Below are 22,718 nucleotides of genomic sequence, written 5' to 3'. Positions count from 1 at the left end.
TTTTTATGATACAAAATTGGCAAAATATTTATTCTGAATTTAATGTAGTGGCTTTTACTTTGTTTGATTTTAAGGTCTATTGGTATGGAATTATGTATGTATTGGCCTTACTTGTAGCTTTATTTATAGCAAAATATTTTGTAAAAAAAGATCAATTTGATATTTCAAATACAATGTTGGATAATTACTTTATTTGGGTTGAAATAGGTGTTATTTTAGGAGCAAGACTTGGTTATATTCTAATTTATGATGCAAATACTTTATGGTATTTAACTCATCCTTGGCAAATTTTTAATCCTTATATTAACGGAGAATTTGTTGGAATTCGTGGAATGAGTTATCATGGAGCCATTGTGGGTTTTTTAGTGGCAACTCTTTTGTTTTGCAAAAAATATAAACAAAATGTATGGAAATATCTTGATTTGGTAGCTTTAAGTGTTCCTATTGGTTATATTTTTGGAAGAATTGGAAATTTTTTAAATCAAGAACTTTTTGGACGCGTAACTGATGTGCCTTGGGGAATTTATGTAGATGGAATTTTAAGACACCCTTCGCAACTTTACGAGGCATTTTTAGAGGGTTTTGTGGTATTTTTGATAGTATATTTTTTCAGAAAAATACAAAAAAGACAAGGAGAATTGATCGCGGTTTATGCTATGGCTTATTCTTTAGCACGCTTTTTATGTGAATTTTATCGTGAGCCTGATTTTGGTATAGGATTTGTTGTTTTGGGTTTGAGTATGGGACAGATTTTGAGTTTGCTAATGTTTGTAGCAAGTTTGTTGTTGTTTGTAAGCCTAAAAAGGACAAATAATGTTTTTAAAAAAAAATAAAGACTTTCATATTATAATGCTATATCGAAATTTTTAATTTAAAAGGAGAGGTAATGAGTGAGCTTATCGAAGGTTATCTAGGTAAGAGCATTGAAGGCAAAAAAAGCAAGATGCCTGCGAAACTGGATTTTATCCAGAGTGCTTCTGGTCTTTTTTTAGGGCTTTTTATGTGGGTGCATATGATATTTGTATCTACGATTTTGGTGAGTGAAGAGTTTTTTAATTCTGTGGTGCATTTTTTGGAATTAAAATTTGTTTATGATAATCCAGTGATGAGCTATATCACCTCATTTTTGGCCGCCTGTGTTTTGATTATTTTTATTGTTCATGCAGGGCTTGCGATGAGAAAATTTCCTATTAATTTTCGTCAATTTCAACTTTTAAGAACTCATAGTAAAACTATGAAACATGGCGATACTTCACTTTGGTGGGTTCAAGCTTTTACAGGTTTTGTTATGTTTTTCTTGGGATCTGCACACTTGATTTTTATCATCACAAATGCAGATAAAATCAGTGGTGATATGTCAGGCGAGAGAGTGGTAAGCCATTTTATGTGGTTGTTTTATGTGGTTTTATTGATTTGTGTTGAATTACATGGAAGTATTGGGCTTTATAGACTTTGTGTAAAATGGGGCTGGTTTGAGGGTAAAAATGCCAAAGAAAGTCGTAAAAAACTTAAAACTGCTAAATGGGTTATCAGTGTATTTTTCTTAGTGCTAGGTGTATTAAGTCTTGCGGCTTTTGCAAAAATTGGTTATGAAAATTATCAAAATCAGCAAAATCAAACAACTGCAATGATAAAAAACTACAATGGAGCAAGTTATGAATATACAATACAGTGATGCTTTAGTAATAGGTGGCGGTTTAGCAGGTCTTAGAGCTGCTATTGAGGTTGCAAAAAGCGGTCAAAGTGTAACGCTTTTAAGTATTTGTCCGGTAAAAAGATCTCACTCAGCTGCGGTGCAAGGTGGTATGCAAGCAAGTTTGGGAAATGGTGCTAAAGGAGAAGGTGATAATGAAGATCTCCACTTCGCAGATACAGTTAAAGGAAGTGACTGGGGCTGTGATCAAGAAGTAGCAAGGATGTTTGCACAAACCGCTCCTAAAGCTGTGCGTGAGCTTGCGGCTTGGGGTGTGCCTTGGACTAGGGTAAAAAAAGGTGAAAGAACGGTTGTAATCAATGCGCAAAAAACAACCATTAAAGAAAGAGATGAGGCACACGGACTTATTAACGCTCGTGATTTTGGCGGAACAAAAAAATGGAGAACTTGTTTTATAGCTGATGCAACAGGACACTGTATGCTTTATGGCGTGGCAAATGAAGCAATTAAACACCAAGTAAAAATCATCGATAGAATGGAAGCAGTAAGAATCATTCATGATGGTAAAAAATGTTTAGGTGTTATTGCAAGGGATTTAACTAACGGACAATTAATTGCTTATGTGGCAAGGGGAACTATGATAGCGACAGGTGGCTATGGTAGAATTTATAAACAAACCACTAATGCGGTTATTTGTGAGGGAACAGGTGCGGCCATTGCTCTTGAGACAGGACTTTGCAGACTTTCAAATATGGAAGCAGTGCAGTTTCATCCAACTCCTATTGTGCCAAGTGGAATTTTACTTACTGAAGGTTGTCGTGGTGATGGTGGTATTTTGCGTGATGTGGATGGATATCGTTTTATGCCAGATTATGAACCAGAGAAAAAAGAACTTGCAAGCCGTGATGTCGTAAGTCGTAGAATGATGGAGCATATTCGCAAAGGTAAAGGTGTAAAAAGTCCTTATGGAGATCACTTATGGCTTGATATTTCAATTCTTGGTCGTGCGCATGTAGAAAAAAATCTTCGTGATGTTCAAGATATTTGTAAAACTTTTAATGGTATCGATCCAGCTGATGAAGGTCCAAAAGGTTGGGCACCGGTTTTACCTATGCAGCATTATTCTATGGGTGGAATCAGAACAAAACCAACGGGCGAAAGTCAATGGCTAGATGGTCTTTTTGCTTGTGGTGAAGCAGCTTGCTGGGATATGCACGGCTTTAATCGTTTGGGCGGAAATTCATGTGCTGAAACTGTTGTTGCAGGTATGATAGTGGGAGATTATTTTGCAGATTATTGTAAAAATAATGGCGAAATCATTGATACTAATATCGTAAAAGACTTTTTGTCAAAAGAATACCAATATTTAAAATCATTAACCGACAAAGAAGGCAAACATAATGTTTTTGAAATCAAAAACAGAATGAAAGAAATCATGTGGGATAAAGTGGCTATCTTTAGAACAGGCGAAGGCTTAAAAGAAGCTGTAGATGAGCTTGAAAAACTTTATAAAGATGCACAAGATGTAAAAGTACACTGCAAAGAACTTGACTGCGCTAATCCAGAATTGGAAGAAGCTTATAGAGTTCCAAGAATGCTTAAAATAGCTCTTTGTGTGGCTTATGGAGCACTACTTAGAACTGAAAGCCGTGGGGCACATTATAGAGAAGATTATCCAAAAAGAGATGATTTAAATTGGATGAAAAGAACGCTTACTTATTGGGTTGAAGGTGAAACTTTACCAAGAGTTGAGTATGCGGATTTAGATATTATGAAAATGGAAATGCCGCCAGCATTCCGCGGATACGGTGCCAAAGGAAATATCATAGAAAATCCTTTAAGTGAAAAGCGCCAAGCAGAAGTGGATGCGATTCGTGAAAAAATGGAGGCAGAAGGCAAGAGTCGTCATGAAATTCAACACGCTTTAATGCCTTATGAGTTGCAACCAAAATACAAAGCATTAAACCAAAGAATAGGAGTTGATTATGAGTAGAAAATTAACGATAAAGGCTTTTAAATATAATCCTTTAAGTAAAATTTCAAAACCACACTTTGTGACTTATGAGCTTGAAGAAACTCCTTTTATGACTATTTTTGTGTGTTTAACACAAATTAGAGAAAAAATGGATGCCGATCTTAGTTTTGACTTTGTGTGCCGTGCAGGGATTTGTGGATCGTGTGCTATGATGATTAATGGTGTGCCAAAACTGGCTTGTAAAACTTTGACTAAAGATTATCCTGATGGTGTGATTGAGCTTATGCCTATGCCAGCATTTAGACACATTAAAGATTTAAGCGTAAATACAGGTGAATGGTTTGAAGATATGTGTAAGCGCGTAGAAAGCTGGGTGCATAATGAAAAAGAAACTGATATTTCAAAAATCGAAGAACGCATCGAACCAGAAGTTGCCGATGAGACTTTTGAGCTTGATCGTTGTATAGAATGTGGAATTTGCGTTGCATCTTGTGCGACAAAACTTATGCGTCCAAATTTCATCGCAGCAACAGGACTTTTAAGAACAGCTAGATATTTGCAAGATCCACACGATCATAGAAGTGTTGAAGATTTTTATGAATTAGTGGGTGATGATGATGGTGTGTTTGGATGTATGTCTTTGCTTGCTTGTGAAGATAATTGTCCTAAAAATCTACCTTTACAAAGCAAAATTGCTTATATGAGAAGACAACTTGTCGCTCAAAAAAATAAATAAAAAAAGCCCTTTTTGGGCTTTTTGGATCTTCATATGTTAAAACTTCTACAAGAATTATGGCAAGAGAATCTGGTTTTTTTAGATTTAAGTGCTGAGTTTGATGATAAAAATACTTTAGATTTGGCTGAAATTGCTATCATTTTAACTGTGAATTCTGAAAATTATGAAAAATATATAGCCTTAAAAGAATTTCAAAATATATTTAAAAAAATTCATTTAAGAGTAGATATTTATGGTATAGAATTAGCCCAAGTGTGTTCTTTAAATTTGTTAATGAAATCTTATATTTCAAAATCTGATTTAATAAAAGCTTTAAGTATTTTAAACGCTATTAATGATAATTCCATTTTATTGACTTTTTTGGAGAATTTAGAGCTTGGGCAAATTGATAGAAAAGAACAAGTTTTAAATAGTTTTAGCGGTTTAAATCATATTAATGCAGAGCTTTGCGCTTTGTGCGATGATGAAGGCACTCAAGATAAATTGCGTTTAATGGCAGATAAATTTTCTAAGCTTGATTTTATTATCGCAGTAACTGGAGTGATGAATTCGGGAAAATCTAGTATGCTAAATGCTTTGCTTAAAAAAGATTTTTTGGGTGTTTCAAATATCCCAGAAACTGCAAATTTAACCCTATTAAAATATGGGGAGAATAATAAGGCGAAAATTTATTTTTGGAGCATTAAAGAGTGGGAAAATATTTTAGCGAGTTCTAAATTTAGCGCTGAAATGAAGCAGTTTGTAACTGAGCTTTCTTCTAAGCTTGATATTCAAAGTTATATCAAGGAGGATTCTTTAAGTGAGGAAATTGATCTTTTAGAGCTTAAAAATTTTACTAGTGCGAAAAATCAAATTTCAGCTTTAATTAAAAAAATAGAAATCAACGCATCTTTGGAATTTTTAAAAAATAATATTTGCATTGTTGATACTCCAGGTCTTGATGATGTGATGGTGCAACGAGAGATAGTGACTAATGAGTATATTAAAGAGAGTGATTTTTTGATCCACTTAATGAATGTATCTCAAAGTTTAACGCAAAAGGATACTGAGTTTTTGCTTGATTGTTTGCTAAATTCAAGAGTTTCTAAACTTTTAGTGGTTTTAACAAAGGCCGATTTGCTTAATTCTAAGGATTTAGATGAGGTTATAGACTACACTAAACAAACTTTAAAATCAAGACTTAAAGCTTTGGAATTTGATGAGAATTTTATCCAAAAAATAGATTTTTTAAGCATTAGTGCAAAAAAAGCAAGTGATTTTTACCAAGGCGTGGCAGATGAAAGCTCTTTAAAAGAGAGTGGTGTTTTAGAGCTTGAAAATTATCTTTTTAATGAGTTGTATTCAGGCGCCAAGGTTGCTTTAGCTTTAGAAGCTTATAAAAAAGAACTGAATTTAGAAATCACTCATTTAATCACCAAATATCACTTGCAAAACCAAGCATTTAATACCTTAAAGCACCAGTTAAATGCCCAAAATCAAGAATTATTTTTAAATTATGAAAAAGAAAAGAAAAATTTAGAAGAAGCAAAAAAAGATACCGCGCAACTTGTTGCTAAATTAAGCACAAATGGCGCAAATGATGTAAAAGTACTTATGATTTTACTAGCAAAAAAACTTAAAGAAAGATTGATCGATGAGTTAAAATATACAAATTCTAAAAAGCAAAAAATGAATCTTTCAAGACTTATGAGTATCGTTGATATTACAGTTAAAGATGGGATTAATGATGTATTAAGAGAGATAAAATTTGAGAATTTTAAAAATATCGAAAGCACAAAAGAAGCTTTGAGCGCAAAATATGCTTTTTTAAAAGATGATTTTGATAATGGTTTTGAAGAGTTTAAAACTAAGCTTTCTAAGAGCATTGAAAATATTTTTGCAGATGATAAATACGCCTTATTTAAGTTAGAAATTCAAAAAATTCTAGAAGATGATAAAGATATTTTCACTCTTGAGCCAAAACTTGAAAAATTTATCAATCTTTCTTTTGAAAATTTTAAAATTGATGAGATTTTAAAAGAGTTAAATATCAACTCACAGTTTTTGGAATTTTTAAATTCAAAAATGTCTTTCTATGAGCAAGAGCAAGAGCAAAAAATGGCTTATTTTAATGAGCTTTTAAACAATACGCAAGCAAAAGATGCAAATGCCTTTGAAAAATATGAAAAAAATTTAGAAAAGATTAAGTGTTTAGAAGCTTTAAGAATGGATTTGATTAATGCAAATTAGTATTTTACAAGATTTTATTAAAAGTTATAAAGAAGCGTATTGCAAAGAATATGATGACAGTTTTAAAGGGCAAATTCAAAAAATCATTTCACAGTTAAACGATCCTAGTATGCATCCTAGCTCTTATTTTATAAAAGAATCGCAAAATATCATTTCTAGTCTTGATAGAGCTGTTAATATAGGAATTGTTGGGCAGTTTTCAAGTGGAAAATCTAGTCTTTTAAATCTTATTTTGCAAAAAGATTGTTTGCCAACAGGTGTTGTCCCTGTAACTTTTAAACCCACCTTTTTGCGTTATGCTAAAGAGTATTGTTTGAGGGTTGAATTTGAAGATGGCAGCGATGTGATTGCAGATATAGAAGAACTTGCAAAATACACCGATCAAAGGCAAGATATCAAACAAACCAAAAGCTTGCATATCTTTGCTCCTATTGAGCTTTTAAAGGATATAACTTTAATCGACACTCCAGGTCTTAATGCCAATGAAATGGATAGCAATACAACGCTTAGCGAGCTTTATAATACTCATTCTTTGATTTGGCTTAGCTTGATTGATAATGCAGGTAAAAAAAGCGAAGAAGATGCGATTAAGGCGCATTTGCCTATTTTAAAGCATCATTCAATTTGCGTGTTAAATCAAAAAGATAAACTCACTCAAGACGAGCTTGATAATGTTTTAAATTATGTAAATTCTGTGTTTGGAAAGTATTTTGAAAAAATCATTGCCATTTCTTGCAAACAAGCTAAGGAAAAAGAAACTTACGAGCTTTCAAATTTTACACTTTTATTAGAATATTTAGAAAAAATGGATAAAAAAATTCTAAAGCAAGAATTTGCAAAAAGAAAACTTTTAGAGCTTTGTGAAATTTTAAGGGTTCAGTATGAATTGTTTGGAAAAATTTTTGAAAAACTTGAATTTTGTTTTTCGCGGTTTAAGAATTTGCTTGAAGAAAATAACGAAAATTTAGTGCAAAAAATCAATATTTTAAATCATCAAATTTTAGAGAATTTAAAATCTTTAAGCAACAGAATTTCAAAAGAAATTTTATCTTCTGTGAAAGAAAAAAAGGCGCATTATTATAAAGAATCACAAAAAATATTTTCTAAAAATTTATATGTAAAATACGACTATCAAACCCCGTTTATAGCAAGCGATGATGCTTTTTTGGCTATGTTTTACAATTCAGATTCTATGAGTAAAGAAATTAAAAAAATGAAAAATGAAATTTCTAAAAATTTTGAGATTTTAAAGCAGGATTTAAATCTTGCTTATGAAAAAATTCAAAAAGATATTATGCTTTTTAGATCTGAATTTGCCAATATTCAAAAAGATAATGACTTGCAAAGCGATATAGAATTTTCAGAGCTTAGAACCTTTTGTAATGCAAGCGATGAGTTGTTTTTGAAAGATTTTAAAGAGTGTTTGTTTAAGAAATGTTTGGAGCTTGATTTGTTTTTTGAAAAATTAAATTTGAAAGCTTTGGCAAATTATGAAAATGCCACTAAAATTAGTTTAAGTTTTTTCAGCCGCAAAATCAATGAAAGTAAGGAGTTATATGAGCTTGATAGTTCTGAATTTTCTCTTTTTTATCCTAAGATGAGTGAAATTTATGAAAGAGTTTTAACCGAGCTTAATGTCCATGAGTTTGAAGTTTTACTCATCAATAAACCTATAATGTTGAAAATTTATAAACAAATGTTTGAAGAATTTCAAGAAATTATCTCTAAAAAATATGAGTTAATAAAAACACGCAAAAATGCTTTTGAAAAGCATTTAAATTTAGTTTCGAAATTAGAAGAGGAAATTAAAAATTTATGATAAAGAAGATATTGTTATTTTGCTGCGTAGGTGTTTTTGGTTTAGCTAATGATTTTTCCACTGCTTTTAAAAAATACGAAGAAAAAAACTATCAAGAAGCCTTTGAAATTTTTTCTGCTTTATGTGAAAAAAATAATGCAAAAGCCTGTTTTTCTTTAGCTTTGATGTATGAAAATGCTTATGGGGTTAAACAAGATATGCAAAAGGCAAAGGCGCACTATAATTTTGCTTGCAATAAAGGAATTTCAAGTGCTTGTTTTAATTTGGCACTTTTGCAAGATGAGAAACGAGAAATTAAACTTTTTCATAAAAAAGCCTGTGATTTAGCTCATACACAAGCTTGCAATGCTTTAGCCTCTTTATATGAAGAGGAAAAAGATGGAGAAATGGCTTTGTATTTTTATGAAAAGTCATGCAAATTGAAAGATTCTTTTGCTTGTTACAAACTTGCAAATTTAAATGAGCAAGGTTTGATTGTAAGACAAAATTTAAAATTGGCTTTAAGTTATTATAAAAAATCTTGCCAATTTGATTTTTTGGAATCTTGTTACATTTTAGGGTGTTATTATCAAATCAAAGAAAAAGATGATAAACTAGCCAAGAGATATTTAGGAAAAGCTTGTGATGGCTCACATACACAAGCTTGTGCGGCGTATAGGTTGCTAAATTAAATTTTTTTGTTTGAGTATTACATAAAGACGGATTGTAGAAATAAAAAAAGTTAAAATTGCAGGACCTAAAATGATTCCCCAAAATCCAAAGCTTGAAATACCTGCTATCATTGATAGAAAGATTAAAAGTTCATTGATATTTGTTGGAGTTTTGACAAGTTTTTCGTTGATCCATTTGATAATTAATGGTTTGACTAAGGTATCTGCAATAAATGAAATGACAATGATGGAGTAAATTAAAATTACTAAGGCAGAATTTAGACCATTTGAGGCAAATTCGTAAATACTCACAGGTATATAAACCAAACCTCCTCCAACAGCCGGTATAAGCGAACTTACCGCAAATATAACGCCCATAAGTAGGGCATCATAGCCATAAAATGCTGCGATAATGCTAAAAAGTGCACCTTGTAAGATGGCTACGATTACCATAGAATAAAGCACTACAGCCATTACATTGCCCACTTCGCTTAAAACTTCATCAAGTTCTTGTTTTTCTATAGGTATGATACTTTTTAGATAGATGATAAGTTCGGTTCCGTAAAGATTTGCAAAGAAATAGAAAATACAAATTAATGCCATATCTACTAAAAATTTTGCACTTGATTTTGTAAAAGTTGAAACATAAGTTAAGGCTTGTTTGGAGAGTTGATTTAAATCAATATTGGCTAAAAATTCTTTAATTTTTGGTTCTAAGAAATTTAAAGACTCTGGTAGGGTAAATTGATAATTTTTTATATAATCAAGCGTTGAGGTAACGATATTGATATCAAAATTTTTTAAAGCCCTAACCACTTCTATCATAGCATAAACAAAAGGGGCAAAGAAAAGCAAAACCATACAAGCTGTCGTAAGTCCTGCAGCTAAAAATTTCCGTCCTTTAACAAGGCTTAAAAATTTAGCATTAATGTTTGCAGTAGCCACAGCCATTAAGCTCGCAATGGCAATAACCATCAAAAAGCTTTTAAACAAATACAGCAATAAACAAAGCACGATTAAAACAAAAACAATAAAAAATATTTTTCCATTTTTCAAAATTTTCTCCTAGTCGTCATTAAATAAAGTTTTTTCATAATTGAGTTTAAGTACATTGTAACTTTTATTACTCGCAATGCGTCCTTTAGCAGTGCGTTCTATGTAGCCATTAGCAAGCAGGTAAGGTTCTATTACATCTTCGATAGTATTTTCATCTTCACTTAGCGCTGCTGCTATGCTTGAAAGTCCTATTGGTCTTCTTTTTGCATCCGTTAAAAGCTCTAAATATCTTAAGTCCATCGCATCAAAACCAAGCTCATTTACTCCTAATGAATCTAATGCTTCTTTGGCTCTTTTCTCACTAATTATATCTTCATCATTAACATCGGCAAAATCTCTAACTCTTTTTAAAAGTCTAAGGGCGATTCTAGGTGTAGAGCGACTCCTTTTAGCGATTTCTAAAGAAGCCTTTTTGTCACAAGTTTTACCTAGTTTTATCGCGGCTTTTTCTAAGATGATGGCCAATTCTTCATTTTTATAAAATTCAAGTCTAAATTGCATACCAAAGCGATCGCGTAAAGGGTTGCTAAGCATTCCAGCACGAGTTGTAGCGCCTATGAGTGTGAATTTTGGTAAATCAATTTTTATTGTTTGTGCTGCAGGACCGCTACCAATGATAATATCAAGGCGAAAATCTTCCATAGCAGGATAAAGCACTTCTTCGATTGCGGGAGAAAGTCTATGAATTTCATCAATAAATAAAATATCTCCTTCTTGTAAATTGGTTAAAATTGCAGCTAAATCTCCACTTTTTTCTATCATGGGTGCGGCTGTTGTTTTGATGTTTGAATTCATTTCGTAAGAAATGATATTTGCTAGAGTTGTCTTTCCAAGTCCTGCAGGACCGCTAAATAATATATGATCTAAGCATTCATTTCTTTTTTTTGCGGCTTTTATGAAAATATTTAGATTTTTTTTGATATTTTCTTGACCTATATAACCATCAAAACTAGATGGTCTTAGACTTGTTTCATAAGTTTCATCAAAAGAATATTTTTCAATTTCTACAATTCTATCCATTTTTTTCCATCAATTTTTGTTTTAAAAAATTTTAATTTTATCCAAAATTTGCTAGAATTTGCATTAAACTTTAACAACATGGTTTAAAAATGGGAATTTTAACAAAACTAGAATTAGACTATGAGATTGATGATATAGAAAAATTTTTGCAATTTTTTAGGACGATGTGCGATAGATTTGAACCTTTAATCATCAAGCTTGGAAGTGATAGTGTGCGTTATAAAGAGGCCATAAAAGAGCTTGAAACTTTAGCACATAATACTGCTTGGGCTGCAAGAAGGCTTAATCTTGAAGAAGTGACTGATTTTTGTGTATTTTGTGAAGAAATGATGGCGCAAGCAAATCGTTTTGAAGGTCCTGCGAGCGATGAATTTACAGATTGGATGCTTTTGATGAGCGATCAGTTTGAAAAGTATTGCCAATCTTACGAAAATGATGACTCTGTTTTAGCTGTTTTTAATCCTTTAATTGTTAATGTTCCAAGTATTATTTCCAAATAATGGGAGCGACTTGGCTTCGACAGGAGTAAGTCTGCTTAGATGGCATGTCGCTTTGGGCAAAGCGTAAAAAGCCCACATAAAATTAAACGCAAACAACGTTAAATTCGCTCCTGCTTACGCTAAAGCTGCGTAAGTTCAGTTGAGCCCGAAATTTAAGTGATACTATCTAGCTTAATTTTTGGTCATTTTTGATAGTGTAGATTAAAAATTGACAACTTTTAGTTGAAATTAAAGTCTTAGTCTAGCTTAAAATTTTGGAAGGTGAGTTTGGCTAGATGAAATTTTCACCTTTGCTAAGCATGTAGAAGTCTTTGTGGGGTTATTTTTGGACAGGGGTTCAATTCCCCTCGCTTCCACCATATTTTTTAAAATACAATTTAGAAATCTTCAATTCTTGTTACTTTTAGAAAATAACACTTTTTAAAGAAAAAACTTATATCAAAAAAATAATCAAATAACCGATATGAATTTTACCTCACAATAAAAGGAGTAGCGATGCAAATAAATACTTATGCAAATAGTGCAACGCAGACACAGGTTAGCAATAAAGATCTAAATTCCAAAAAGGAGAGTACAAGTAGTATTAATACTCAAAGTGCAAAATATAGCTCTAATATTGATAAAAAGACTTTAGAAGAGTTAAATTCTTTAGGCGGTAAGGGTATTAGTACGCTTTATTTGATGGAATTTAATCAACAAGTGCTTAATGCAAGTTTTGGTAATTTAAAAGCGCAGAGCGGAAGTTCTGGAATTTTTGATGCAAACTTAATGCAAAAAGCAAGTACGATATTGCAAGGAATTGATTTTTCATCTATTGGCTATAACGGCAAGGATATACTCACTATGAATCCTGATGAATTAAACGCTTTAGTAAGCGAAGAGGGGTTTTTTGGAGTTGAAAACACTGCAAATAGGATAGCTGATTTTGTTATTCAAGGTGCAGGAGATAATCTTGAAAAATTACAAAAAGGTTTTGAAGGTATGAAAATGGGGTTTGAGCAAGCCGAAAAATTGTGGGGTGGCGAGCTTCCAAAAATCAGCCAAGATACCATCACTAAAGCTATAGAAAAAGTTAGTGCTAGAATCGATGAGCTTGGTGGAAAAACTCTTGATGTAAAAGTTTGATCCTTGTAATGCTTTTCAAACCTAGTTTTCTAGGTTTGAATTTATTTGATATCGAAGGTAAAAAATTTACTTTTGAAATTATTTTCTATACGCTCGTATTGGTATAAAGCGGGTTCGTAATTTTCAAGTTGATGATACAATAAGCCTAGTGCTACTCTTGCTTCTTGATTTTGATTATTTTGTAATTTTGCTAGTTCTAAAAGTGCTACCGCTGAATTTGGATTATTGGCTCCTATTGCGGCTACGGCAGCTAAAAATAAGGTGTTGGAATCTTTAATTTGGTATTCATCTATAAGTATATTATAAAGTGCGTAAGATTCTTGAAATTGTCTTGCAAAAATATCCATATAGGCTAAAGCTAAAGTAATACCTTGTGAATTTTCTTTACTGATACTTAATTGATGTTTGAGTTTTTCTCTTTCTTGATTTAAAAGTCCGGTAATTTGCATGAGTGTGACATAGTTTTCCAAAACCACACTAGCACCACCAAATAAAGCATTATAATCAAGCGAACTATTCTGGAAATAAAGCTGAGCATTTTTGGCATATTCTTTAATATTTAAATTTGAATTTTGGGAGTTAAAGAATAAAATATTTGCTATGATGTCTTTTGGTAAGGCTTTTTTTAAATTAGCAATTTCAAGGTCTGATCGATTGTGTAAGTTATTATTTTTAGCAATAATAGCTCTAAAAATAAAATTTAATGGATTTTTGCTTTGATTTTCTTCATCTAAATAAGGTAGTGTTGCTGCATAGTCGTTATTTGCGAGTAAAATAATATTTCTTGATATTTGAGAATTAAAATTTGAATCAGCATTGATATTTTCTAAAATTTCATTATTCAATTTTGTGAAGTCTTGTTTTATCATTTTTGCACTCAGTATTGCAAATGCACCAGCGGTATAATTTGTGGGATCTAAATGATAGCTTGTGGTAAAGTATTTATACGCTTGGTCATAATTTTTTAATTGTGCATAGGATAAGGCAAGATTATAATTTAAAACACTGTGCTCTTTGTGATTTTGAAGTAAATTTTTAAAAGCTTCGTTAGCGTCTCTGAGTTTATAATTAAAGGCTTGCATAATGATTTTAGCAAGTTTTGCATTTATTGAAGATAGGGCATTGCCTTTATTTAAATATGAGTTATTACTTTGCTCATCTTCTAAAAAAGCTGTGGCATTAGCTTTGTTGATATAGTCAAAAGCTTGAGAAGAATCAAAAACTTGATAAGGAGCAAAATAAAATAAAAGATCGGCTTGGTTGTGAAAATCACTTAAGAAGTCTTTTGTAAATTTACTTTGTGCAATGCTTATATTAAAAAGTTCTTTTTTAAGTTCAGTTTTGATTTTGTAAATGCCTAAAATTTGTGCTTGTTCTGCTTTATTTTTATTACTTATTTTTGTAATAAGATTTTGATACATTCCGGTTTTTAATTCTACTAAAGAAAGTGCACTTAGGGCTTGATTGCTTAATGCGTCGATTTTTGTAGCACGATCAAGAGCTGGTTTTGCTTTATCCCATTCACCCATTCTTGCATATAAAAGTCCTAAAGGCAAACTTGCTTCGTAACTTTCTTGTTCTTGTAAATTTGCAATAGCTTGTTTATCTAAATTTATTTGTGCATAAATTTTTGCACCCAAATATTTAGCATTATCTGTGTAAGGTTCAACTTGTGTTTTTTGAAGCATTTGTAGAGACTCTAGATAATAACCCTTGTAATAATTAATTAAACTTAAATAATAATTAAAAAGCTTAGAATCTCCCTCATTGGATAAATACACATAAGCTAAATCAATATAATATTGAAAGAGTTTCTCATTACCTAAATGCAAAGCACAAACAGCTGCATTGATGGCTGCCACAGTTTGATTTTCTTTACTCGCAATGGCTTTTTTAAAGCTTTCAAGTGCTAGTGCGTAATTAGCTTGTTTCATTTGAGAAACACCTAAATTGTAGTTTGAAATGGCTTCACTATAAACTGCAATTTGTTCATATACTTTTAAAGCTTGTTCGATTTCTCCTTTAAGGTAAAGGGCGTTTGCTTTTTGCACCATATCTTCGATTTTTTGCATTTCAAATTTGGCAGAAAAATTATCTTTCGGAATTTGGGCTTGTGGGGTCGTTAAGACAATTTTAGAACTTTCTTCTTTGTTTCCAAAAAAGAGATAGAAAACAAAAATAAGTAATGCTATTAACACTACACATAAAATGCTTAATAAAACAATAAATTTTTTCCCTTTAAGCCACGAATTATTGGTTTTTTGCTCCTCAAAAGTAGCTTGATGAGTTTCGTTGTTGTTTTGAGCACCTTCTTCGTTTTTTCCAAGTTCAAACATTTCTTCTTGTTCATCAAGATTTGAATTTTCAACGGTTTGATTGAGGTTTTCTTGTTCGTTTTGTTTGCTATCATCTTCTTTGAGAATAATTTCTTCTGCCATGGTTTTTACCTATAGATATTTTTTAAGTACATCGGGGATAGTGATTTTACCTTCTTTGTCTTGATAATTTTCCATAATTGCTACTAAAGTTCTACCAACTGCTAAAGAAGAGCCGTTTAGAGTATGCACGAGTTCATTTTTACCTTTTTCGTTTTTATAGCGAATTTTTGCACGCCTTGCTTGAAAATCACGACAATTTGAAACAGAACTAATCTCGCGGTATTTATTCTGCGATGGTATCCATACTTCAAGGTCTATTGTTTTTGCTGCACTAAAGCCTAAATCACCAGTGCAAAGCATCAAATGTCTGTGTGCTAAACCTAATGAGCTTAGCAAATCACTCGCGCATTCTACCATCTCATTAAAAACGCTATCACTTTGTTCGGGTTTTGTAATGCTTACAAGCTCAACTTTTTCAAATTGGTGTTGGCGGATAATGCCCCTTGTATCGCGTCCCGCGCTTCCTGCTTCTTTTCTAAAACAAGCACTATAACAAGTCATTTTTATAGGCAAACTTTCGCTTGTTAAGATTTCACTACTATAAAGATTTGTCACAGGAATTTCAGAAGTGGAGATAAGATATAGATCTTCATCTTCGACCTTATACATATCATCTTTAAATTTAGGAAGTTGTCCAGTGCCAAACATTGTTTCGCTATTTACTAAAAAAGGTACATTGACAAATTCAAAACCACGACTTCTATTAAAATCAATCATATAATTTACCAAAGCGCGACTAAGCAAAGCACCTTCATTTTTAAGTACGCAAAAACGACTTTGTGAAATTTTAACCCCACGCACAAAATCAAGCCAATTTAAACTTTCACCCAAATCATGATGCTCTTTTGGGGTAAAATCAAATTGAGGAGGCGTTAAAACCTTTTTGATTTCAACATTTTCATTTTCATCTTCGCCCACAGGAACACACTCATCAGGGATATTTGGAACGGCACTTGCAATTTTTTCTAGTTTATTTTCTAAATCACTCACTATTTTGTTTTGCTCATTGATTTTAATCTTATTTTCGCTTAATTTTGCTTTTAAGCTTTCTTTGTCATCTGTACTAGCAAGCTCTTTGCTAAATTTATTTTGAAAGGCTTGAAATTCTTCTAATATAGCTCTTTCTTTTTTTAAAAGAATAAAAATATCATTCAATTCTTTTAATAATTTTTCATCCACTTTTTTTGTTTTTAATTTTTTTGCAATTTCTTCAAAATTGTTTTGTAAATTTTTTAAATCCAACATCAATTCTCCTTTTATAATCCTATTTTATCATAAATTTTTTGCATAGTTTTTTGTGCTTGTTCTTTTGCTTTTTTTGTGCCCATTTGCAAAACATCATCGATTTCATGAGGATTTGATAGTAATCTTTCGTATTCTTTTTTAGCATCATTAAAATAGGTACTGATTAATTCATTTAAATACATTTTAAAATGCCCATAGCCTTCGCCACCCTTTTCATAACGATCTTGCAAAGCTTTTTGCTCGCTTTCATTTAAGAATAATTTTGCGATTTTAAATACATTGCAATTTTGCCAGTCTTTTGGCTCTTCTAAAGCAGTACTATTGGTTACTATGGATGAAATTTGTTTTTTTAAAATTTTTTCTGTGGCAAAAATATCAATGGTATTTTGATAAGATTTACTCATTTTAGCCCCGTCAGTTCCTACTACAACAGCTACTTCTTCATTTACCTTAGCTTGAGGTAGGGTAAAAATTTCACCCCATTCATTATTGACTTTTAAAGCTATATCGCGTGCGATTTCAACATGCTGAATTTGATCTTTTCCAACCGGAACAATTTGCGTATTAAAAAGTAAAATATCAGCCGCCATCAAAACAGGATAAGAAAAAAGTCCATGAGAAGCATTTAAGCCTTTGGCTATTTTATCTTTATAACTATGTGCGCGTTCTAATAAACCCATAGGTGTAAATTGTGACAAGATCCAGTAAAGCTCCACTATCTCCTTAACATCGCTTTGAAGCCAAAATACACTTTTATTAGGATCTATACCAAGACTTAAAAAAGCTGCTGCGGCTTTTAGTGAATTTTGTTTTAATTTCTCGCCATCTTGACTTGAAGTCATAGCATGATAATTTGCAATAAACATAAACATTTCATTTTCATTTTGTGCTTCAATCATTTGCTTTATAGCACCAAAATAATTGCCTATATGTAAATCCCCACTAGGCTGAAGTCCTGTTAATACTCTCATGATATTACCTTTTTTATTTCTTTTATAAGTTCATCAATACTTTTATTTTCTACATTTAGCACTAAATTTGCTTTACTTTCGTAAATTTTTAATCTTTCATTATATAATTTTTTTGCTTTATTTTCATCTTTAAACAAAGGTCTTTTAGCAAGTTCATCTTTGCTTAAGCGTTTTTGTAAATATAAAAAAGAAGCCTTTAAATACACACAAAAGCCTATTTTTTCAAAATCTAAAACATTTACAAATCCTCCGCCGCTTGCTATGGAAGCACCTTTGCAAGAACAAAAAAAATCTGCCATTTTTTGCTCTTCTTTTCTAAAAAATTCCTCACCTTTTTCTTTAAAAATTTCTACAATTTTTTGATTAAATTTAGCTTCAATTAAATCATCGCTATCTAAAAAAACAAGATCATTTTCTCTAGCAAAAGCCTTTGCAATAGTGCTCTTACCGCTACCCATAAAGCCTGTAAAAATGATATTTTTATTCATCATTATCTTTGTTGCCTTTTTTGCGTGAAGCAATGATTAAAGGAACACCTTCAAAATTAAATTTCTTTCTGATTTGGTTTTGTAAATATCTTTTATAGCTAAAATGCAAAGCCTTGGGGCGATTCATAATAAGAGCAATTTTTGGTGGCGCTAAGTCATATTGTACTGCATAATAAATTTTTACTAATTTTCCATAATCATGTGGTAAAGGATGTGCTTTTGTAGCTTGGGCTATCAAATCATTAAGTTTTGAAGTTGGGATTTTTTGCGTGAAATTTTCAAAAACTTCTAAAATTTTATCAAGCAATACATGTACTCTTTTTCCGCTTAAAGCTGAAACGCTAATAATAGGTGCATAAGCTAGGAATTTAAAACGATCCAGTTTTAATTCTTTTACTACTTTGTCAAATTCAAACTCGGTTTTATCCCATTTATTAAGCACAATAATAACGCCTAAATAATGCTTTGCCACAAGTCCGGCTATTCTTTCGTCTAATTCATTAAAACCTTCATTAGCATCTAAAACTAAAAGTGCGATTTGGGATTTTTCTAAAATTTTTTCTGTTCTATTGAGTGCAAAGCGTTCAAGTCCTTGAATTTTACCGCGTTTTCTAATGCCTGCGGTATCTACAAATTCTATCATTTTATCTTTATGGATAATGCTTTCATTTACAGGATCAATAGTTGTGCCAGCAATGCTACTTACTACACTTCTTTCCTCTTTTACTAAAGCATTTAAAAGGCTCGATTTTCCTACATTTACACGCCCTACAATACCTACTCTTATGTGATTTTGATTGACTTCTTTAAAATTAAATTCTTTTCCTTCTTCATAATGCTCTAAAAAATCTTCTAAATTCTCTTCTTCATCAGCGATTAAAAACTGCTCATCTAAAAATTTTTCAAGCCAAATATAAAGTTCATCAAGTCCGACATTATGCGTAACAGAAAGATTAAAAATCTCTTTTACTCCAAAATTTGCAAATTCCCACGCTCTTTCTTCATCTTTTTTGTTGTCTACTTTATTAATCACTAAGGCAATAGGCTTTCCTAATTTTTTTAAAGAATAAAAAAAATGTCTATCTTCATCATCGGGAGCTAATTTTCCATCGACTAAATAAAGGATAATATCGCTTTCTTTGGCGACTTTTAAAGTATTTTTTTTAACATTTTTAAAAAGCTCATCACTTTCATCAAGTCCGCCACTATCTATAAGCAAGGCTTTTTTGTCATTAATTTGCACTTCTGTTTTATTTGTATCTCTTGTGGTGCCTGAAATTTCACTTGTAATGGCTATTCTTTGTTTTGCTATTCTATTAAAAAGGCTTGATTTTCCCACATTTGGTTTGCCTATAAGTATAATGCTTTGCATTTTTATCCTAAATTATATTTTTAAAGAAAAATTATATAAAATTTGCCTTAAAATTAAGCAAAAAAAGACTAGAATTAGCCAGAATTTAATCAAGGAAAAAAGATGCTTAGAGTGATTAAGCATAATTTGGGAATTTATTTTATGATTTTAGCTTGTCTTGATTTTGCACTAATGGGTGCTTGTGCTAAAATTTTAAGCAAAGAAATGAGTTCAATTGAAATTATGTTTTTTAGAAATATTATTGGGGTAATGGTTTTGCTTTTTATGATGAGAAAAAGCAAAGTTCATAAGGAAGGCAAACATCTATGGCTTTTGATTTTTAGGGGAGTTGCTGGGACTTTGTCGCTTTATTTATTTTTTTATAATATTTCCCATATTTCTTTAGGCGGGGCATTTGCTTTTCAAAAAACTGCACCTATTTTTATTACTCTTATTGCATTTGTGATTTTTAAAGAAAATATAGGATTTAAAGGCTGGGTGGGAATATTAATTGCATTTAGCGGAGTGCTTTTAATCGCTCAACCTTGGGCAGATACTTCTACGCATTCGGGCTTTGATTTAAAAAACTCTTCACTAGGAATTTTGAGTGGATTTTTTGCTGCTTTAGCACTTACTAGTGTTAGAGAGTTAAGAAAATATTATCCTACAGAACTCATTGCTTTTTCTTTTATATTTATTGGGACTTTAATGCCTTTATTTTCGATGATTATCGGAAGTTTTTATGAAATAAAAGAATTGGATTTTTTAATAGCACCTTTTGTAATGCCTTCTTTGAAAGCTAGTTTACTTTTGCTTTTTGTGGGCGCACTTGGAACTCTTTATCAAATTCATATCACAAAGTCTTATGGTATAGCCAAGCAAGCAGGAGTTGTAGCGGGCGTGAGTTATCTTGATGTGGTTTTTAGCTTGGTGGTGGGTATAATTTTGGGAGATAATTTACCAAGTGCTATGGTTTTTTTAGGTATAATAGGCATCGTTTTTGGCGGATTAATTTTAGTAAGAAATAAAGGAAATAAATGAAAAAAATGATATTAATCGCCGGTCCTTGCGTGATAGAAAATAAGGATTTGGTTTTTAAGGTAGCAAAAGAATTGCAAGAATTTAATGAAAATGAAAATATAGAATTTTATTTTAAATCAAGTTTTGATAAGGCAAATCGCACGAGCATTGATTCTTTTCGTGGGCCTGGGCTTGAAGAAGGACTTAAAATTCTACAAAGCGTAAAAGATGAATTTGGTATGAAAATCTTAACTGATATCCATGAAAGCACTCAAGCAGCTCCTGCAAGTGAAGCGGCTGATGTCTTGCAAATTCCTGCTTTTTTATGTCGCCAAACAGACCTTTTAGTCGCAGCGGCCAAAACAAAAGCAAAGGTTAATATCAAAAAAGGTCAATTTTTAAATCCAAGCGATATTAAATATAGCGTTAAAAAAATACTTCAAACGCGTGGCGTAGAAGAAGAGGGTTATGAAGTAGCAGATAAAAATGGGGTTTTTGTGGCTGAAAGAGGGGCTAGTTTTGGCTATGGAAATTTAGTTGTAGATATGCGTTCGTTGGTGATAATGCGTGAATTTGCACCTGTGATTTTTGATGCGACGCATAGCGTGCAAATGCCTGGGGCTGCAGGTGGAAGTAGTGGCGGAAAAAGTGAATTTGTAGAGCCTTTGGCAAGAGCCGCAGCCGCAGTAGGCGTAGATGGCTTTTTCTTTGAAACACATATTAATCCTTGCAAGGCTTTATGTGATGGACCTAATATGCTTGATCTTACACGCCTTAAAAATTGCGTAAAAACACTTTTAGAAATTCAAAATATCATAAAATAAAAAGGAAAAATAATGACTATAATTGAAGGAAAATTACAACTAAAGGGTGATGAGAAAATCGCTATTATCAATGCAAGATTTAATCACTTGATTACAGATAGATTAGTAGAAGGCGCAAAAGATGCTTTTTTAAGACATGGTGGAAAAGAAGAAAATCTAAGCCTTATTTTAGTTCCAGGTGCTTTTGAACTTCCATATGCTTTAAAAAAAGCAATTGAAAGTAAAAAATTTGATGCGATTTGTTGCGTGGGTGCAGTGATTCGCGGATCAACTCCGCATTTTGATTATGTTTCGGCAGAAACAACTAAAGGCATTGCCAATGTAAGTTTAAATCATAACACTCCTGTAAGTTTTGGTGTTTTGACAACCGATACTATAGAACAAGCCATAGAAAGAGCAGGGACTAAAGTAGGAAATAAAGGCTTTGAAGCGATGACTACTATCATAGAAATGCTTGATTTAACTAAGAAATTTTAAGGAATAAAATGGCAACAAGACATCAGGTAAGACAGAGTGTAATTTCTCTGCTTTATGCAAAAGAGTTAAATCATTCTGCTCGTGAAGATTTCGTAGAAGAGTTTCTAGATGAAAAAAAAATTCGTAACGAGCAAAAGCATTTTACTTTAAGTCTTTATCAAGGAGTTTTCGAAAATTTGGAAACTATTGATAAAAAGTTAAGTATGTATTTAAATGAAAAAGAGCTTCAAAGACTTGGCATTATAGAAAGATCTATTCTAAGACTCGGAGCTTATGAGCTTTTGTTTAGCCAGACAGATAAGGCTATTGTAATCAATGAAGCCATTGAGCTTGCTAAAGAATTGGGTAGTGATAATGCACCTAAGTTTATTAATGGCGTTTTAGATGCCTTAAAGAAAGATTTATAAATGAAGCTTTGTGTGGCACTTGATCTTGCAAGTTCTAGGGAATGTTTAGACCTTGTAAAGCATTTAAAAGGCTTAGATTTATGGCTAAAAGTGGGATTGAGAACTTATTTAAGGGATGGATTTAAAATCATAGAGGAGTTAAAAAAAATCGATGATTTTAAAATTTTTCTCGATCTTAAAATTTATGACATTCCAAATACTATGGCTGATGCTTGTGAGGAAATTTCAAAATTGGGTGTTGATATGATTAATATCCATGCAAGTGCTGGGAAAGTTGCTATGCAAGAAGTGATGAATAGGTTAAATAAACTTTCCAAGCGACCTTTGGTTTTGGCGGTTTCAGCTTTAACAAGTTTTGATGAAGAAAATTTCTATAGTATTTATAAACAAAATATTGATGAAGCGGTGATACATTTTTCTAAAATGAGTTATGAAAATGGACTTGATGGTATGGTTTGCTCTGTTTTTGAAAGTAAAAAAATTAAAGAAAATACCAATTCAAATTTCCTTACTCTAACACCAGGCATTCGTCCTTTTGGCGAAGAAAGCAATGACCAAAAACGCGTAGCTGATTTAGCAACAGCTAGAAAAAATTTAAGTGATTTTATAGTAGTTGGAAGACCTATTTATAGAGCACAAAATCCTAAAGAGCTTTGTCAAAAAATCCTTACTTTGATTTAGTTTCTCTTTAAAATTTTGGTTTGAAATCGCTTGAAATTTATTAAATTTAAGT

20 protein-coding genes, 1 other RNA gene and 1 pseudogene are annotated in these 22,718 nt (G+C 31.8%); 15 read left to right on the top strand and 7 right to left on the bottom strand.

The genetic code is table 11. From position 1 onward, the window contains the following. Positions 1–8 precede the first annotated feature (8 nt). From lgt to ELQ16_RS04800, 7 genes are read left to right on the top strand one after another with little or no spacing between them, the layout of a single operon-like run. Positions 9–833 (top strand): prolipoprotein diacylglyceryl transferase, encoded by an 825-nt coding sequence (lgt, locus tag ELQ16_RS04830; RefSeq protein WP_134238543.1) that lies wholly within the window; start codon positions 9–11, stop codon positions 831–833. Positions 834–886: 53 nt separating this feature from the next. After that, on the top strand, positions 887–1,675 hold the full coding sequence (locus ELQ16_RS04825) for a fumarate reductase cytochrome b subunit (protein ID WP_134238439.1): 789 nt from the start codon (positions 887–889) through the stop codon (positions 1,673–1,675). Continuing rightward, positions 1,656–3,647, top strand: a complete 1,992-nt coding sequence (locus ELQ16_RS04820; RefSeq protein ID WP_134238438.1) for a fumarate reductase flavoprotein subunit — start codon at positions 1,656–1,658, stop codon at positions 3,645–3,647. Before ELQ16_RS04825 ends, ELQ16_RS04820 begins: the two co-directional genes overlap by 20 nt. Next, positions 3,640–4,365, top strand: coding sequence for a fumarate reductase iron-sulfur subunit (locus tag ELQ16_RS04815; protein WP_134238437.1), 726 nt, complete (start codon positions 3,640–3,642; stop codon positions 4,363–4,365). The genes ELQ16_RS04820 and ELQ16_RS04815 overlap by 8 nt, the downstream gene beginning before the upstream one ends. Positions 4,366–4,398: 33 nt before the next feature. Further along, complete coding sequence (locus ELQ16_RS04810; RefSeq protein ID WP_134238436.1) at positions 4,399–6,594, top strand: dynamin family protein; 2,196 nt, start codon at positions 4,399–4,401, stop codon at positions 6,592–6,594. Next, the gene (locus tag ELQ16_RS04805; protein WP_134238435.1) at positions 6,584–8,413 is read left to right on the top strand and encodes a dynamin family protein; all 1,830 of its coding nucleotides are present in this window, start codon (positions 6,584–6,586) and stop codon (positions 8,411–8,413) included. Before ELQ16_RS04810 ends, ELQ16_RS04805 begins: the two co-directional genes overlap by 11 nt. Beyond that, positions 8,410–9,084, top strand: coding sequence for a tetratricopeptide repeat protein (locus tag ELQ16_RS04800; RefSeq protein WP_243832588.1), 675 nt, complete (start codon positions 8,410–8,412; stop codon positions 9,082–9,084). The genes ELQ16_RS04805 and ELQ16_RS04800 overlap by 4 nt, the downstream gene beginning before the upstream one ends. Here the strand turns inward: ELQ16_RS04800 and ELQ16_RS04795 are convergent. Further along, positions 9,076–10,119 carry an AI-2E family transporter gene (locus tag ELQ16_RS04795; protein WP_134238434.1) on the bottom strand — a complete coding sequence of 348 codons (1,044 nt, stop codon included), beginning with the start codon at positions 10,117–10,119 and terminating at the stop codon, positions 9,076–9,078. The two genes, ELQ16_RS04800 and ELQ16_RS04795, sit on opposite strands and share 9 nt — an antisense overlap. Before the next feature lie 9 nt (positions 10,120–10,128). Next, entirely contained in the window at positions 10,129–11,139 is a 1,011-nt protein-coding gene (gene ruvB / locus ELQ16_RS04790) for a Holliday junction branch migration DNA helicase RuvB (RefSeq protein WP_134238433.1), read from the bottom strand. Between the two features lie 89 nt (positions 11,140–11,228). Here ruvB and ELQ16_RS04785 point away from each other — a divergent pair, with 89 nt between their 5' ends. The 3 genes from ELQ16_RS04785 to ELQ16_RS04775 all read left to right on the top strand — a co-directional run bounded on the left by ELQ16_RS04785 (position 11,229) and on the right by ELQ16_RS04775 (position 12,764). Further along, on the top strand, positions 11,229–11,639 hold the full coding sequence (locus ELQ16_RS04785) for a histidine phosphotransferase (protein WP_134238432.1): 411 nt from the start codon (positions 11,229–11,231) through the stop codon (positions 11,637–11,639). A gap of 1 nt (position 11,640) precedes the next feature. Further along, positions 11,641–11,998, top strand: a transfer-messenger RNA (tmRNA) gene (gene ssrA / locus ELQ16_RS04780). Positions 11,999–12,134: 136 nt separating this feature from the next. After that, positions 12,135–12,764 carry a hypothetical protein gene (locus ELQ16_RS04775; RefSeq protein ID WP_134238431.1) on the top strand — a complete coding sequence of 210 codons (630 nt, stop codon included), beginning with the start codon at positions 12,135–12,137 and terminating at the stop codon, positions 12,762–12,764. A gap of 41 nt (positions 12,765–12,805) precedes the next feature. Here the strand turns inward: ELQ16_RS04775 and ELQ16_RS04770 are convergent, their stop codons facing one another. The 5 genes from ELQ16_RS04770 to der are packed head-to-tail and all read right to left on the bottom strand — an operon-like array spanning position 12,806 to position 19,278. Then, positions 12,806–15,202: a lipopolysaccharide assembly protein LapB gene (locus ELQ16_RS04770; protein ID WP_134238430.1), complete on the bottom strand. Its 2,397-nt coding sequence runs from the start codon at positions 15,200–15,202 to the stop codon at positions 12,806–12,808. A gap of 9 nt (positions 15,203–15,211) precedes the next feature. After that, positions 15,212–16,447, bottom strand: coding sequence for a serine--tRNA ligase (gene serS, locus ELQ16_RS04765; protein ID WP_134238429.1), 1,236 nt, complete (start codon positions 16,445–16,447; stop codon positions 15,212–15,214). 11 nt (positions 16,448–16,458) lie between these two features. Continuing rightward, positions 16,459–17,418, bottom strand: a complete 960-nt coding sequence (gene trpS, locus ELQ16_RS04760; RefSeq protein ID WP_134238428.1) for a tryptophan--tRNA ligase — start codon at positions 17,416–17,418, stop codon at positions 16,459–16,461. Next, entirely contained in the window at positions 17,415–17,909 is a 495-nt protein-coding gene (locus ELQ16_RS04755; RefSeq protein WP_134238427.1) for a shikimate kinase, read from the bottom strand. The genes trpS and ELQ16_RS04755 overlap by 4 nt, the downstream gene beginning before the upstream one ends. After that, a complete protein-coding gene (gene der, locus ELQ16_RS04750; protein WP_134238426.1) occupies positions 17,899–19,278 on the bottom strand; it encodes a ribosome biogenesis GTPase Der in 1,380 nt (459 codons plus the stop codon). The genes ELQ16_RS04755 and der overlap by 11 nt, the downstream gene beginning before the upstream one ends. A 102-nt stretch (positions 19,279–19,380) precedes the next feature. Between der and ELQ16_RS04745 the strand changes: the two genes are divergently transcribed. The 5 genes and pseudogenes from ELQ16_RS04745 to pyrF form a co-directional block, all read left to right on the top strand. Beyond that, positions 19,381–20,298: a DMT family transporter gene (locus ELQ16_RS04745; protein WP_134238425.1), complete on the top strand. Its 918-nt coding sequence runs from the start codon at positions 19,381–19,383 to the stop codon at positions 20,296–20,298. Then, on the top strand, positions 20,295–21,101 hold the full coding sequence (kdsA, locus tag ELQ16_RS04740; RefSeq protein ID WP_134238424.1) for a 3-deoxy-8-phosphooctulonate synthase: 807 nt from the start codon (positions 20,295–20,297) through the stop codon (positions 21,099–21,101). The genes ELQ16_RS04745 and kdsA overlap by 4 nt, the downstream gene beginning before the upstream one ends. Before the next feature lie 12 nt (positions 21,102–21,113). Then, positions 21,114–21,578, top strand: a complete 465-nt coding sequence (ribH, locus tag ELQ16_RS04735) for a 6,7-dimethyl-8-ribityllumazine synthase (protein WP_134238423.1) — start codon at positions 21,114–21,116, stop codon at positions 21,576–21,578. 8 nt (positions 21,579–21,586) lie between these two features. After that, the gene (nusB, locus tag ELQ16_RS04730; protein ID WP_134238422.1) at positions 21,587–21,985 is read left to right on the top strand and encodes a transcription antitermination factor NusB; all 399 of its coding nucleotides are present in this window, start codon (positions 21,587–21,589) and stop codon (positions 21,983–21,985) included. Next, a pseudogene (gene pyrF / locus ELQ16_RS04725) lies at positions 21,986–22,663 on the top strand (orotidine-5'-phosphate decarboxylase); the annotation flags it as partial. Positions 22,664–22,718 lie beyond the last annotated feature (55 nt).

The sequence above is a fragment of the Campylobacter sp. US33a genome (genome assembly GCF_004378855.1).
Taxonomy (GTDB): Bacteria; Campylobacterota; Campylobacteria; order Campylobacterales; family Campylobacteraceae; genus Campylobacter_D.
This window is presented reverse-complemented; position numbering and strand designations above follow the sequence as displayed.